Origin of the sequence: Acinetobacter sp. GD03645 (assembly GCF_029845285.1) — a bacterium.
Lineage (GTDB): Bacteria > Pseudomonadota > Gammaproteobacteria > Pseudomonadales > Moraxellaceae > Acinetobacter > Acinetobacter corruptisaponis.
Genome location: NZ_JAOCLL010000020.1, coordinates 27,000 through 42,443, shown reverse-complemented (window position 1 = coordinate 42,443; position 15,444 = coordinate 27,000). Strand labels below are relative to the sequence as shown.

The following is a 15,444-nucleotide window of genomic DNA, read 5'->3' as shown; positions in this document are numbered from 1 at the left end:
TTATATGATTTAAAATAGCTAGACCCAAATAAGTTGTCAATCTAGTTGATGACGTGACGACCAATATTGTCCTAAAATGACAGCCGTCTTCCTATAAAGATAAATTGATGGAGTATGCGATGAAATGGCATGAACTTGGCGAAATGAATTGCCCAATTGCGCGAAGCCTGTCGATCTTTGGTGATCGCTGGACTTTGTTGATCATCCGTAATGCATTTATGGCAACCCGTCGTTTTGATGATTTTCAAAAGCAGTTAGGTATTACCCGTCATTTATTAACTGAGCGTATTAATCGACTGGTTGAAAATAATATTTTTGAGAAAGTGCTTTATCATGAAGCCCCAAAACGTTATGAATATAAATTGACGGAAAAAGGGCTGGCACTTTATCCAATTATTATCTCTATGAGTACGTGGGGAAATATTTGGCAAAATGAGAACAAGCAGTTTCAGGAATTACGCTATCTGCATAAAAGCTGTGGTCATGTCACCCAACCGAAGCTAACCTGTGATTGTTGTGGTCAAGAACTGCATGCTAAAGAGATGAGGCCTGTGTACCAATAGAGTTGAAGAAAATGAATATTGAAAAATAGTACTTTTTTAATCCTCAATAAATATTTATGGAGATTAAAATAAATGTCTCCTATATTTACTTTGGTACTCTCCCGCTATAACTTTTGTATATCCCATTAAATCAATTTAACCAATTCCAGGGTTGAATAAATATTTTTTGCTTTGAATAAATCCTGAATTAATCACAAGTTGATTTCCCAGGCTCAATATATCTAACTTCCAGCTCATTACTTTTATCTATGACGCAAAGACTGGTATGGAAACTTTTATTTGTATCTAAAATGATTTCGTAAGCAATATTCTTTTCAATTTCTTTTAAAGGTATTAGAACGCAATTTTTTTCGTCTATAGGGAGAAGAACATTGCTATATAGTTTTTCATAAGTACTTCTAAATTCTTTAGTGTAGTCGATCTTTCCTAAATAAATCAAAAATGTATTATCAACACCATAATAAGTTTTAGAAGTATTGGTAAATACACATAAATGGTCATTATGGATCGTAGCTTCTAATGGGCGCGGACCTTGACTACAAGCAGCTGTTGATAATGCTATTATTAATAAAAATAGGAACTGTAATTTTTTTATCATTTAATATCTCGGCAATAATGATTTATCATAGGAGTTCAAAATAAATTCTCTATCATTTACATCCACCTACTAACAATACTTTGATTTTTATACAAAAATTAAAAGATTTAAGGACAATCCCAGACACCCCTTTACCGCCAACATGAGAAAAAGAAAAAGCATGATCAGACAATATATTTTTCTCCTTATAGTTTACAGCTTTTATTTTTAATCTCTTTATTTATATCTCTAAATTCATATATTTTTATACACTCCACTCTCATCCATTTCCTCTAAGTTATTTATTTTATATCCAAAAATATGGGTTTTATTTTAGAAATATTAAAAATTAAATTATCACCATCAATAGAAGCACTGAGTAGAAACTTAACGTGATTGAACTTAATCCAAGAAAAAATATCAAAACTACAATCAATATAGAAAATTAGAATTTATTTAGATCCAGATAAAATCAAGAACTATTTTAGACTAAAGAAGAACTAGCTTCTATCACTAATCAGCATTATCTTCATTTAAATTGCATTTAACAAATTGATTTTTTGATAAATTTAACCTAAAATCATCTTTATATACACATGAGTAATTTATAAATTCATATTGTCTCAGATATTTACCTTTTTTAATCTCTAATCTAATCTGTGTCTCTAGACCATTATATTTCACCTCCAATGGATCAAAACAGAAGATATACTGAGTCTGTTTATCAGATAAATTCTTTAAACTTTTTTCATATATATCAACTGATAATTTTTCATCAAAAATATTTTCCTTATACTTAAATGAACTATCTAATAGTCCGAAATCATTAGCCACTCTCATATCACTTGTTTTCAGAGCACAAAGCTTACTATCATAAAATTCATACTTAAAATCTTCTACTTTCTTTTCTTTACAACCTAAAAGTAAAGGAAGAAAAAATATTATAGTAATTTTAAACATAAATACTCTATTATATGCTTTAATGTATTAATTTTCTTTATGACACTCATCAATAAAATCTCTATCACTTACATCTACCTTACTAATAATACTTTGATTTTTAACACAAAAATTAAAATATTTAAGAACAACCCCAGACTCCCCTTTACCACCAGCATGAGAAAAAGAAAAATAATAAGCATGATTAGGTAATATATTTTTCTCCTTATAGTTTACAACTTTTATTTTTTTAATCTCTTTATTTAGATCTCTAAATTCATATATGTTTTTATATACTCCACTCTCATCCATTTCCTCTAAGTTATTTATTTCATATCCAAAAACATGGATTTTATTTTTAGAAAGATTAAAAATTAAATTATCACCATCAACAGAAGCACTGAGTAGAAACTTATCTTGATTAAACTTAATCCAAGAAAAAAATATCAAAACTACAATTAATATAAGAAAAATCAGCATTCTTATTTTATTCATTTCAAATACTCACCAGCCAATTAACCAACTACTTGATTTACCTTATCTTTATAAATATTCAAGATATCTCGCATAGAATATCCATCAATATTATTTCTCTTGTTCTCACTTTTTATTAGCGCTAAGTTTTTATTATTAACCAAAACCCAGTAATCTGAAAAAATTTCTGCCTGAGACTCTAAATTATAATCTAGAAATCTTTTTAAAATAACTTTATGCTTTGCATATTGGACCATTTGAAAACTAAGAACACACTTCAACAAAATTTTTAGCAGTTTGATCTTTAGTATCTCTTAATTTGATTACCCTTTTTCTTTCTTCATAGAGTCGATGTACATCACTTAGAGTTTCAACTTTAAGATCTTTCCTATATTTCTCACCAATATTCCCTACATAGTTTTCCATATAGACCATCATCCAACATATCGTATTGAGATCTGCATAATCAAAACCATTACGATCTAGGCCTTCTATCCAATCAGAATATTCATCACTTAAAAGACTACGGGCTGTTTCCAGCTTAACGTAAGTATTATTAAACAGTGTCTCTTTTAATGCAGGTTCATTAGAGAAGTTTTTATTGGCTTCGATAAAAACTCTGTAGTTATCAGTTGCATAGTTTTTCAAATCTACTTTTACAAATTGATCTATGTCATCTTTATCAGATGATGCCTTACAAGATGTTAAGAATAAACATGAAATAGCTAGTACGGGGATTAATTTCATTTTCATAGTGAAAAGCGGTTTTTAGGTGGGGTATAGTTGTAGTTTTGAATATATTGAGAAACTGTTGCTCTATCATATGGACGTCCGAAGACATTCTGATACATATATTCATTGATTCCAAAAGGGCCATTATTGGTAAACATTGCCAAAGCATTTGCTGCAAGGACAGGCTTGCTTGCATTAGATAATGCTAAATCAATTACTTCACCAAAATTTTTCTTAGCAATCGCCATTCGAGCAGAAAAAGTATCTTTTGCTAATTCCAAGATCATTTCCGCACCTTTATTTCTTGAATGCTTTTGTGCATACAAAGTAAACTTTAAATACATCATTGTATGAAAAGAATAACGCTCCAATACTGTATCGCCAAATTGGCGCAAATCATACTCAAGTCCGAAGCGAATAGCTAAATCATGCTCAAAGGGATATTTCTGTTTTACCCAATCCCATTGAGCCTGATTCATCATAAAAGTGTAAGGCACCGTTGTATGATAGTTAAGTACTTTAACGATACTATTACAAAGTAAGGGGTCTAATAATTCATCTGCATGGCAGACTTTTACTTCATTATCTAACGAGGGAATTAGAGTAGGCGAAAATATTCTATCTTGTGCCATTATTAGAATCCTTATAACGGGGGTAGAGGTTTTGAGGCATCAATTGTTTGAAACTCAACTTCATCTGGCGAGTTTGCATTTATGATGTGAGTTTTACCATCTTCATCAGTCCACCCAGTTTCTACTTTTCCATTCTTTTTGTAGATGATCGAATATGGAATTTCACTAAACGTTTTCTGTGTCTGCTCATCCTTTAATTGGAATTGTATTCCATATTCTTTATTTGGTTTGTCCTTTACAAAGCTATCTTGAGTTGGAGCCATGGCAAGAGCAAAGCTTTGGCTGCTACCTATGCTTCTACCATTATCCTGAACAACCAAATTCTGCTTTGGCAATAGCTTACATCCACAGGACAAGGCATCATTCACCCGCGCAGCCGCCTTTCCCATCACCTGCATATTTGGGTCACCCACAATAATGGTCGAAACGGTCTGGTGCTTTGGACAAGTCGCCTTGTCGCCAACACAGGCAATCGGGATGCCCTCAACCAGAAAGCTATTATTGCCTGTAATTACCTGACCTCCACCTGTCGTTGAACAGCCAATGACAATATAGGGTGTTGCCATACTCACATCCCTCTTAATTCAGAATCATTAAAGTACTTCAAATTCAATCCGACGATTTTTCCTGCGGCCATCTGCGGTGGTATTGTCTGCAACAGGTTGACTGGAGCCTTTGCCTTCCGTACTTAGACGCTCAGCTGTAATACTCTTACTGACCAAATAGGTTTGTACCGCCACCGCACGTTCCTGACTAAGGACTGTATTTTTATTGGCATCGCCTGAACTATCGGTATGCCCAATAATCTTGACTTTCTTACTGCCCACCTTGTTTAAGGCAACCGCCATTTCATCCAGAATCTTTTGACCCGCATCCGTCAGAATGGCACTCCCCGATTCAAATTCAATAATTCGGTTCTTCAACGCATCATCAATAATTTTTTGTTCAGTCTGGTTCACCGAAAGTTGCGCATTCAAGCGATAAGGCTGCTGCACCAAAGTCTGGAAACTATCCGTGGTGGGTTGAATTGCATTTGGATCACTCATTTTGCCAGTTAAATCAACTTGCGTTCCCCTGACACGCAACTGCCCCTGTTTAATCTTTTTAAGATCAGGAGTAATAACCCGAGTCACTGAATCACTCCAGCCATTTGGTGCGGACACTGGACCAATCTGAATTTTATCAACCACTTGATCGGCACCATATACAGACTGCATCTTGAGCAAAATTGCCTGTTTGCTTGCCTCGTTCGGAACGACACCCTCAACCACTATGGGCGCTGCATGGACAATATTGCCTTGAGTCAGGGCAATCAAACCAAATAGTATCCCTACCCATACAGATTTCGAATTATTTCTCATATTTATTCATCTAAAAAAGTTTGTCGAAATAGCTTTAAGCCCTGATTAAGACTTAACTGACGCTGACAAAGTGATTGTTCAAGTGTGGCAAGGCCTGCGTTCTGCTCAAGATAAGCATCAATCCACTGTACCTGAATGAGTGAAACCCAGTGCTCACTCTGCATGTTCTGGGTAAAGATATCGCTCAGCACCATGATGTCGGCACCCTGAAAACCAATAAACAGAATCGGTTCATCACGACGTAGAATACCTATCAGGATTTCAGTATTGCTGGTTCCCAGAAAACGTCCGATCATTCCCACCCAAAAAGCGGCAATTTCATAGCAATACATTGGGTTATTGATGGGTAGAATCAGAACCTTGTTTAAGCGGCTGGTGCCATTTTTTAAGATCGGTTGTAGTAAAAGCCCCAGTCCAATCATGCTCTGTGCTAATTCGTAAACATTGATTTTCATCAATTGGGCAAATGAATGCATGGTATGGTTTTCATAGAAAGCATTGCATTCCGTAGCCGTAAAAATCTGCACTGAATTTGGTAAATTGTTAAGCTTCTCCAGCATGATATTGGTATCACGAATACTGCGTAATACCCGATTCTTTTGAAATAAATCCACCAACACAGACTTATAAAAATAAGGCGCCAGTAATAGATTTTGATATGGCTGCTCAACTTCCAGCAACTGACTCAGCACCATTGGAAAAGCCCGCCCTGAGCTGTCCTGACTTGCAATCAGGTTTGCAGCCAAAAACATTGGCTCAGCAGGGTTTGCAATAAAGAAATCCAGTGCAGGCAATGTTTCGTAACGCTGTTTAAAGTCAGCTACACGCATGGCATGTTCAAGGGCTTCGGTAATCCATTGGTCAAGTACCTGAATCAATGCATACTGCCCCTTGGTCTTGAGGAAATCGCCACGGGCGGGCGTCTTTCCATAATACAGTGGCGTGGTTTTTACGTGTTGCATACAGGCATCTCTCCATATCCCGTGACTATCCCTATCATTATGGTGTGCCTCCCGCCTGAGCTGGTGCAGATGTAGTTGGCTGTGCTGGTGGAACGGCTGCACCTGCGGGTGTCGCCTGAGCTGAAACCACACGTACCGCCTTTTCTGTCACCACTTTATCCACTAGCTGCAAGCCTGCATAACCACGGCTTGAACCGATATTGCCTGAGCTATTGCCACTAATGAGCCTAAAGTTCACTTTTAGGGCTAAAGATGGCTCAGTTTTGCTGGTCCAGGTCATTTCAAAGCTGCCATTTTGTTCCTTACGCTGTGCTGCATCAATCAAGCGGTTAATTCCATATTCACCTGGTTCCTCAAAAATGGTATGGGTTTTACCCTCCAGGTCGATGGCGGTAATACGCGCCCCTGGAATTGCCCCCTGATTTGGCCAAACAAAGTTCACCCATTGCTGGATTCCATTTTCGTAGACCATACGCTGACCATCAATATCAATGGTATAGGACAGGAACTGTGGATTCTGTAATGGATAGAACTGGAAATTCGACTGATTGGACACTGGTGCAACCGCAGGCTGATCAAGACTCCCTGTTGCTATACCATTGACTGGCGCCACATATTGCTGGAAAGCCACAACAAATTGTGGATTCAGGCTAATACCTAAATCTTTCCATGTTTTAGAAGTCAATACATAGCCACGGCGGATCACAAATGGATCCAGTGCCTCTTTTACAAAACGGGCAATGCTGCCTGTCTCACCAAAGATTTGGCCTATTTCATTGCTGGTTGCCTGCAAGGTCACACCTGAATTAAATGGATACTTCTGGCTGAGGTTGGTTTGGAATGGCTGATAGGCCTGAATTCCCCACAACTTGTTTAGCTCATCCTGGGTTGGCACAATCAGGCTGGCAAAGGATTGGGTCAATGGACTCATCAGGAGTTTTTGTAATAACTGCTGGTCAGTATCCTTGAGGCCCACCATCATTTTCTCATCCACATATTTCTGGGTGACATTGAATACTGAAGTTTGATCATTGATGGTTTGTTTAACCAGAGCCATCGCACTTGGGCCAATCTCCCCTGCTGTTTTCAGGTCATTAAACTTACTGCGCACCTGTGCAAGGTTGTTCATATACTCATCAAACAGTGACTTGTCCTGTAGATCATCACGTTTACGCACCAGTTGGTAGAACATTTGGTATTCCTGAGAAATCGCTCCCTGCGCCTTGTTCACTGCCTGAGCTGCGGCTTTATCATCGGTATTGTTCAGCACCTTACGCTTAAACCAGGCCACAAAGCCCTTTTCAGGCACAGCCAGTTCAGCCTGTACAATTGGATTATCCCAGTTGGTTTCAATCGCAATGCGCTGCAATAAGGTACGGATTGGTGAGTTTTGTGGTTCACCCAGGACATCAATATTTTTTACCTGCTGGTTAAACTGGTCCGCCTTGGCATAATAAATACCGTTCAGGAACTTCTTCCATTCAGTCACATATTCCTGCTTATACAGAGCCACTAGTTGTTTACGAATCTGTTCTGGGCTACCTGAGAAAGTCAGATCATCAGACTGACGGCTATTCAATACCCAGTCCTTACTGTCAGTTGGTTTATTTGCAGCATCATCAATGGCCTTTTCAACATATTCATCCCAGGCCTTTTGGGTAAACACACCTGGCAATGCATAGCTGCCTAAAACGATATTACGGTTTTGCTCACCGACAATTTGCCCAACAGTCACCGCTGGGAAACGCACTGCCGCACGCATCTTGATTTCGTTGTAGACACGATCGCGTGCTGGCATGCCACGAATAACAGATAAAAGGACCTGACGGGTTTGATCCACCACCTGCGCATCGGTTTCCAGAATCGGGAAACCATCCTGATTGGCCAAGGTCATGGCATAAGAAAGGATTTTTTCCGCATCCTGAATCATCTCACCACGCGGCATTTGCCCACGGTTGGTATCCAGCCACGAACGCCAGAAACGTGAAACCTGATCACTTAAATGGCTGCTATCCATATATTCAGGATTGCTCATCATCAGGTACGCTTTCAGGGCGTTATAAGCATCTTGAGGGTTACTATCAGATGGCTCTAAATATTGTTGTGTTTTGGCGACCTGCTTGATTTCAACATTGACATGATTGGCTTTTAGCGTTGCTTCATTATTTTTAACCCGTTGTAGATATTGGGCAATATTTTGCTGTGTCGGGGTCAGAACGATTTGCTTGATCCCCTTTAAATATTCTGCTTTTAAACTGTCACGTAATTGATTGCCCTGATATAAACCAAAACTGAACTTAAGTGGACGATGTTCATTAAACTCATCCAGTTGCTGCAAACGTTCCTGTAAAATTAGCAAAGCTTCAAGCTGTGTCGATAGTTGCTGTCCAGAAGTTTTCTCCAAGTGAACAACCTTATCCAAATCGGCCTGTACATCCGCAATCAGTTGCTGGTTGTTACGGTATGACCAGACCCACACTCCCAGCACCAAGGAAACACCTATCAACGCGGCAATAAAACCAATATAACGCTGACGCTTTTTCACTGGATTGATATGCTGCTTGACGAGATCTTTATCCCGCAAAATCACATTGGAAAACAGGCCCTGCAAGAAATAACCATGATTTGGTGCAAGCGATGCATTTACATTTTCCTGTCCATTATTCTGGATTTGCTCAAGCTGGAATTCTTGTGCAATATTCTCTGTCATTGGGCTTTCAATAATGCCTTCCTGCAAGGCACTGGTAAAATAAAAGCCACGGAACACAGGCTGAAACTGGTACGGATTGTCTTCAAACAAGGTGCCAATAAAGCTTTTCAACGCTGGTTTCAGCGTCTTGAATTCCAGAGGAAATGTCATGACACTTGGAGAAATATTCTGCGAATGACGTCGGCTTAAATGTGTGGTGCTGACGCTCTTTAAACCGTCATAGAGCAGGTTGTAATGTTTTTCGAATAATTCCACTGCATTCTGCGACGAATTTTGTTCATAGGGTAATGTTGCGCCCCATGCTTGATTGTATTCCTGCGATTCATAACAATCGAAGAACTCAGTAAAACCTGCAATCAGGTCCATTTTAGAAAACACCAGATAAACAGGCACCACCACTTCCAGTCTTTCAGTGAGGTCCTGAATTCGGGCACGCAGGTTTTTGGCTAATTTTAATGAACTTTCAGGACTGTGACTGATCAGCTCCGCAATACTGACAATCACAATCAAGCCATTCACTGGCGCTTTGGAACGGTTTTTTTTGAGGATATTTAAAAAGCCCAGCCACTCAGAATGGTCTTCTGAATACACAGAATAACGCCCTGCGGTATCCAGCAGAATGCCTTCTGTTGAAAAGAACCAGTCACAGTTGCGTGTACCACTCAATCCAGCAGACACCATCTTTTGATGGGTTTTCTCAAATGGGAATTTCAGGCCAGAGTTGTAAATCGCAGAGCTTTTTCCAGCGGCGGGATTACCAATCACCATATACCACGGCAATTCATATAAAGCCGCATTGCCCTTTTTATCCCCCAACTTGGATTTACGAATCAACTGGATGGATTCTTTCATCTGCTGATGGATTAGCTGTAATTCGGCCTTATCCTTTTGGTTGCCGTATTCCGCCTTGCTGTCCTGCTCAATGGCATTGGCAAGCTCCTCCCCCTGAGCGGCATGACGCTTTCTTTGCACCAGCCAGTAAATCCCATAGGCAATCAGCCCCAAGGCATAGGTTGCAGCCAACACCCAAAAAATATGACGTGGGATGGAAGAGTATGAAGACATCAGTGCCACGAACAAGGACAAAGCAATAATGGCCTTAGGATTCGTAATGTACCGCCACAGATAACCTAAAATGATGTACATTGAGTTCTCGAATTCTTAATAAAGTTAATCAATCAGCAATTGCCGCATTTTCATGATCGGGTGTGGTTTCAGGAAAAGGCTGGATAAACGCTTTCAAATCCTGGCTATAAACAAAGGCAACCTGTGGGTCTGGAAGATGTGCCCCCAACATCAGCCCAAAAATTTTTGCCATATTCTGGGTATGCCCAACAGTTGGCTTACAATACAAATAATGGTGCTGCTCCACAGGACTGTGGGCGAAAAACTGCTCAAGCCCTTTTACCATCTTGATGTTAGTGGCATCTTCAAGCACCAGCACAAAAGGATCTTCATCTTGATATTGTGGTAGATCATGAATATCCAGTTCTTTGAAGATTTGCTTTAAGTTATTTTGATGGGCAACCAGCTTTAGGGTCTTTAATGGTTGTAGCTGTTCAAGCTGGAGTGCTGGATGAGCCAGACAGCTACTACCCACATATTCAGCTGGAATATAAGTATTGGCTCCCAAAAACTTTTCATCCATCATTTCCTGGTCAATTTCTGAGTCAGCAGCAACCAACAGAGAAATCTCATGAGGCTGATTGTGGATACGTTGCAGTAATTCAACTAAAAGCTGGTCTGTGGATGCCTCACTCATGAAGTGGTATTCAATATGAAATTTTTGAGGAATGAATCCAAGGTCATAAAAAATCGTCTGGATACTTTCATTACTACTCGTATCATTCCAGGTATGCACCACATCTTCAGGCAACAGAATATGCAGGTTCAGCTTGTCCAAACGGTACACCTGCTCAATCTGCTGGGTTGATTCAGCTTCGTCCTCATTCCCCGAAAAGGCTGGGTCAATCCATGCGGGATGCATACGATATTCATGCAGATTCTGGCTTTCATAAAACAGGCTAGACCGCTTGAGATGGTCTGCAATGGAAAGTAAAAGTTCAGTATGTTGTCCAATTTGATGCTGAATCAGCGCCATAATCCGTTGCTGACGCACGGATAGAAATGAGTCCTCATCCTGCTCATCTCCCAACTGCTGGTCCAGGTCTTCAATACGGTAGGATAAAATTGGCAGACCCTGAAAGTTCAATAAATTGCGATCCAGCTGCGGACTGGTAAATGCCTTGATTCCGTCCAGAATTGCCTCATTTTCACCCAATGCACTATAGGCACCTGCCGCATATAGATTGAGTTTCAGCCATTTACTTTCTGGCACAACACCCTGCTGCCCTGTTGTTCCATTTTCCTGATTTTGCCCACTTTCCAAAGCCTGCTGTTTGTTCTGTTTATAGGCTTGATAAGCCTTATAAATCAACCAAGGCGAAAGCAGAATCAATGTAATAACCATTGGCAGAATCAAGAAATAATTGATTAGATCCGCAGATTCAGGCTGATACTGGATATCCCGCCAATAATAGACCACAACCAATCCAGTCAGGATAAAGCAACTGATCAGGGTCGCCAGAATTTTCTTGACCATTATGCGGCTCCTAAAAGTGCATAACGTGTTTCAGTGTTATGTTGTAGTTGTATGGACGGCATTAAAAATGCCCCTTGCCCCAAACCAATTTCATGGGTGGAATCCAGACGGATTGGATTCACTTCATCTTTATCAAGGATCAGTCGAACATCAATAAACAAGGTCGGGCTGCACCATGTCTGGATCAGGTGCTTTAATTTTTTATTTAATGGTTGATGAGGTAAAAAAGCCAAATATCGTTCACGGCATAATGGACCAATCTGGATTTCAATCTTTCCATCAACCTGCTGGACCGTGTCTCCACAGAATGTATTGACTCCCAATAAGCTTGGATTTTTTCCGCCCAAAGTGGTTTTCTGTTCATCTCCCAGCTGGAATTTTTCTTTCACAAATTCCTGAATATGCACCTGCTCATTAAACACACACGATAAAACAGTTTTTAAGGCATGGGCAGTATTGTTCTGTCCCTGCATCAATCCAGAAAATTCGGCAAAATATTCATCTAAATCGTGCTGGTCATGCTGGGAGCGAATGTAGCCATTTAAGGCATGCAGAATATCTAAATAATGGTTGTCAGCTTCTATTTCATAACGGACTGGCAGGTTATAGGCAATGCTGGCATCGACATATTTGCTGGTGAGTTTATGGTTAAACAAGCCCAGAAATGCCTTAACCTCAGCACGTTGCTGCCGAGTCCCATGCTTGAGCTTATTGGTATAGGTATAAGGCAACGCACCCTGCGTACCCGTTAGCCCCACCACCAAATTGGTTAAATGAATACGCTCATCCTGATAGCTCAGCTCCTCGATTTCAGTCGCAGGAAAACTTAAACTAAAAGACGTTCCAAACTCGAAATCCTCAGACCAGTCCTGCTGCGGAGATGGCGTAGGTAGATGTCGTAATAACCGTGTCGACTGAATAAATTCAAATGAGCCTGGCTTCTTGAAAAGCTGGTCGACTACAGAAGCGTCTTGCCACCAACGTTCTGAACGCATTGGTATATCTCCTGTTGGTTAAGGCTGTCTTTCACCACAATATCGACAAAACTATTAATTTGAACTTTCAGGTTAAAAATGTGGCTGAGCAACTGGCTAAAAATATAGAGGCTGTGCCCCCTGAATACACTGCTGTTAACGGTAAGTTCAGCCCGTACACCACGAATAAACATCGGAAATGGTTTGGAGTTCATCAATTTATTGGTGGTGGAAAAACTGAGCTGTTTCAGCGCATCGATCAGTAAAATATTTTCCTTTGAATGCGGCAGGTTATATAAAGCCAAAAGCTCCTTGACATGGCTCAAGGCATCGCCTTTCATCAACGCCAAAGTATTCAGTGAAAGATGGGAAATAATGCGCCACTGCTCATTTTTATTCCTGTCAAAATAGAATGGTGAGGTTGGGCGTTTTAAAATCAGTGCGCGTCTCGCCAGACTGCTGTCATTCAGGTTCAGGATATTGTTGCTTTGACTCAAGGCCTCATGGGGTAAATCACCATTGGAGCATAACAAGGCGGTACTAATAAAATCCGATTTGATTTCATAGGGTTTTAGATGCTTCGAAACAATCGAATAGCCCATTTGCATGGTTTTGGTTGGTGATGGCAAATAATTCAGAGAATAGAAAAACTGCACTTTGTCATTGTGATAATGGCTCATTGCAAAAAAAGGTAAAACAGGAAGATGAGTTTGTTCCTGATTGGTTTTCTCCCGCACCATATTCATTTCAACCACTGAATAAACCTGATAAAGCTCTGGATGATGTGCATCAGTCACCAGTGGATATTGCAACTGCGTATGCGAAACTTTCTGTGGTTCAGCCTGTTTTTCAAATAGGTTGATGGCTGGCGTGGTAAATAACTTGAAGTTTGCGACATTCAGTTCAGAGTAATTTCGAACCACAGCCTGATCATTTAAGTTCAGTTTGAGATGGATCAGAATCTCGAATGTATTCTGTTGCTGAAGCTTTCCTTTCAAACAACTGAGATCAAGATTCAGGTAATTGAACTTTTCAGGAAAGCAGAAATACTCCATCAATAAACGGTAGGCATGATGGGTGTGTTGATCAATCGGCAATAGGCTTTCCTGTTCAGTAAAACCCATCACTGCAAAGGGATTGTTAATCTCAAAAACATGTTGCCCCATACGCAAAGAAAAACCTGTTTCGCTACGAAAGATACAGTCCAGAACCTGTAACGGAAAGTTGGAAATCGCATCTAAATAAATCGGCAGTTTCTCATCCAGTATCCATTTTTGCGCATCATTAAAAATTTCAAACTTCAAACTCAAGGTTGCATTCTGGTTTAAGTGCATATGGGTACTTGGTGAGGTTTGAAACTCTAGCTTGGTCAGGGAAATCGGTAATAACCGAACCTCATTTCTGGTGTTAAACTCACACTGCACCCCTTTAAAACTGCGAGACTTCAAGGTGGTTTTCTGGGGAATCGTATGTACAGAGCCAAGTTGTTTCAGCTTGTTGACATCCTCAAAACTGACCACTGTACAGGCAGGAAAATGGCGTAGATATTGAGGAAACATCACCTCAAATAGGGAATGGGTAAAAATGTCGTAGCTGTCTGCCAGTTTTTTATCAATACGCGCAGCAATCAGTGAAAAAGCCTGAATTAACCGTTCAATATGTGGGTCATCAATCTGTTCCTGATTCAATGACAGTCGTTGCGCAATCTTTGGGTATTTCTGCGCAAACTCTCGAGATTGTTGACCGAATTCTTGTAGTTGTTTTTCATAATACGGTAAAAGTTGCTCTATCACAGTTCGCTCACACTAGGTTCTTGCAGAAATAACATATTGTTGTGTTGTTGGCTTGAGTAAAGCGTCAAAAAAAACAGGTTCATACAAAGGATGGATGTTGAAGTAGGCCTGAATGCTTAAACAGAGCGCCCCCATATTGTGGCCATCCAGTAACATCTCAACCTTTATCTGCCTCAATCGTGGTTCATGGGCGGCAATTGACTGCTCGATGGATTGGCAGATTTTGTCCCGATCCAATGGATTGGCTGTCGAAAGCCCCACAAAATCAATGATTCCAAACTGCAAAATTGACTTCTTTGCCAGAGGGTATTCATCCATATCCCCATCAAACTGCACGATTCGGCTATTGAGCAGATCCTCCAGATCGCGGGCCACGGACTTCCGTAATTGCTGAATGGACAATCCCCTTAAATAGTCTTCATGTTCAGGTACCAGACGGTCAAACAAGGTTGACCGAAATCCATAGGGATAAAGTTGATCTAAATTCATTTTTATAAAAACAGGATTGGGAAAAAATAGGGATTAATAACTTCATTAACCCCTATTTGAAAATCACAGCCTCTATTACGCAGCGTATGAAGCTGTGTTGTTAGACAGTGACCATTTCTTGGTAACAGCGCCTTTCGCAGTGCCGTTGATGTCCTGCTGGTTATAGGTCCACTCAACCGCGGCATATTTCAGGCCAAATGCTTCAGTTGGTACACCCTCTTCATTTACAGTGGGTGTCACACTTGAAACCAGAACATGTTTCAGCTTGATTTGCAGGTACTTGATACGCTTGTCACCATTGGCACGGTAAAAATCGATCTGCACTTCATCAAAGGTATAACCCGCAGAACATGCTTCCCAAAGTTTTGGACTGGTTGCGTCCAGATCCTTAACAAAGATCATGTCTGAGTGTTCAACACGCTCAGCGGTATGGCCACCAACACTACTTGAGGTCGCAGATTTAGGCTGACGGATGTTGTGGGACCAAGAGTTGACTTCAAGCCACCCCTTGTGTTCAGAATCGCGAGATTCCCCATCTACCTTGTATTTACCACGAAACTCAATATATATATCTTTCATTTAAAACTTACCTCTATTTATTAAAGTTATTAGGGGCTATTTACATTTCAGCCATGC

General features: G+C 40.1%; 16 protein-coding genes. 1 reads left to right on the top strand and 15 read right to left on the bottom strand.

What is annotated here, in order from left to right; all coding sequences use genetic code 11:
• Positions 1-119 precede the first annotated feature (119 nt).
• The gene (locus N5J47_RS14960) at positions 120-563 is read left to right on the top strand and encodes a helix-turn-helix domain-containing protein (protein ID WP_279960596.1); all 444 of its coding nucleotides are present in this window, start codon (positions 120-122) and stop codon (positions 561-563) included.
• Positions 564-750: 187 nt separating this feature from the next.
• Here N5J47_RS14960 and N5J47_RS14955 read toward each other — a convergent pair whose 3' ends face one another.
• The 15 genes from N5J47_RS14955 to N5J47_RS14885 all read right to left on the bottom strand — a co-directional run bounded on the left by N5J47_RS14955 (position 751) and on the right by N5J47_RS14885 (position 15,387).
• On the bottom strand, positions 751-1,161 hold the full coding sequence (locus N5J47_RS14955; RefSeq protein WP_279960597.1) for an NF045616 family extracytoplasmic (lipo)protein: 411 nt from the start codon (positions 1,159-1,161) through the stop codon (positions 751-753).
• A gap of 492 nt (positions 1,162-1,653) precedes the next feature.
• Positions 1,654-2,100, bottom strand: a complete 447-nt coding sequence (locus N5J47_RS14950; RefSeq protein ID WP_279960598.1) for a hypothetical protein — start codon at positions 2,098-2,100, stop codon at positions 1,654-1,656.
• Between the two features lie 27 nt (positions 2,101-2,127).
• Positions 2,128-2,574: a hypothetical protein gene (locus N5J47_RS14945; RefSeq protein ID WP_279960599.1), complete on the bottom strand. Its 447-nt coding sequence runs from the start codon at positions 2,572-2,574 to the stop codon at positions 2,128-2,130.
• A gap of 20 nt (positions 2,575-2,594) precedes the next feature.
• A complete protein-coding gene (locus N5J47_RS14940; RefSeq protein WP_279960600.1) occupies positions 2,595-2,810 on the bottom strand; it encodes a hypothetical protein in 216 nt (71 codons plus the stop codon).
• Positions 2,811-2,817: 7 nt separating this feature from the next.
• Positions 2,818-3,306: a hypothetical protein gene (locus N5J47_RS14935; RefSeq protein ID WP_279960601.1), complete on the bottom strand. Its 489-nt coding sequence runs from the start codon at positions 3,304-3,306 to the stop codon at positions 2,818-2,820.
• Positions 3,303-3,917 carry a hypothetical protein gene (locus tag N5J47_RS14930; RefSeq protein ID WP_279960602.1) on the bottom strand — a complete coding sequence of 205 codons (615 nt, stop codon included), beginning with the start codon at positions 3,915-3,917 and terminating at the stop codon, positions 3,303-3,305. The genes N5J47_RS14935 and N5J47_RS14930 overlap by 4 nt, the downstream gene beginning before the upstream one ends.
• 11 nt (positions 3,918-3,928) lie before the next feature.
• Positions 3,929-4,483, bottom strand: a complete 555-nt coding sequence (locus N5J47_RS14925) for a PAAR domain-containing protein (RefSeq protein ID WP_279960603.1) — start codon at positions 4,481-4,483, stop codon at positions 3,929-3,931.
• Positions 4,484-4,510: 27 nt separating this feature from the next.
• A complete protein-coding gene (locus N5J47_RS14920; protein WP_279960633.1) occupies positions 4,511-5,284 on the bottom strand; it encodes an OmpA family protein in 774 nt (257 codons plus the stop codon).
• The gene (gene tagF, locus N5J47_RS14915; protein ID WP_279960604.1) at positions 5,281-6,240 is read right to left on the bottom strand and encodes a type VI secretion system-associated protein TagF; all 960 of its coding nucleotides are present in this window, start codon (positions 6,238-6,240) and stop codon (positions 5,281-5,283) included. Before tagF ends, N5J47_RS14920 begins: the two co-directional genes overlap by 4 nt.
• Before the next feature lie 37 nt (positions 6,241-6,277).
• The gene (tssM, locus tag N5J47_RS14910) at positions 6,278-10,096 is read right to left on the bottom strand and encodes a type VI secretion system membrane subunit TssM (RefSeq protein WP_279960605.1); all 3,819 of its coding nucleotides are present in this window, start codon (positions 10,094-10,096) and stop codon (positions 6,278-6,280) included.
• Positions 10,097-10,124: 28 nt separating this feature from the next.
• On the bottom strand, positions 10,125-11,552 hold the full coding sequence (locus N5J47_RS14905) for a hypothetical protein (RefSeq protein ID WP_279960606.1): 1,428 nt from the start codon (positions 11,550-11,552) through the stop codon (positions 10,125-10,127).
• Positions 11,552-12,547, bottom strand: a complete 996-nt coding sequence (gene tssG, locus N5J47_RS14900; protein WP_279960607.1) for a type VI secretion system baseplate subunit TssG — start codon at positions 12,545-12,547, stop codon at positions 11,552-11,554. The genes N5J47_RS14905 and tssG overlap by 1 nt, the downstream gene beginning before the upstream one ends.
• Entirely contained in the window at positions 12,511-14,319 is a 1,809-nt protein-coding gene (gene tssF / locus N5J47_RS14895) for a type VI secretion system baseplate subunit TssF (RefSeq protein ID WP_279960608.1), read from the bottom strand. The genes tssG and tssF overlap by 37 nt, the downstream gene beginning before the upstream one ends.
• A gap of 12 nt (positions 14,320-14,331) precedes the next feature.
• Positions 14,332-14,808 (bottom strand): type VI secretion system baseplate subunit TssE, encoded by a 477-nt coding sequence (tssE, locus tag N5J47_RS14890; protein WP_279960609.1) that lies wholly within the window; start codon positions 14,806-14,808, stop codon positions 14,332-14,334.
• Between the two features lie 75 nt (positions 14,809-14,883).
• The gene (locus tag N5J47_RS14885) at positions 14,884-15,387 is read right to left on the bottom strand and encodes a type VI secretion system tube protein Hcp (protein ID WP_005015188.1); all 504 of its coding nucleotides are present in this window, start codon (positions 15,385-15,387) and stop codon (positions 14,884-14,886) included.
• Between the last annotated feature and the right edge of the window lie 57 nt (positions 15,388-15,444).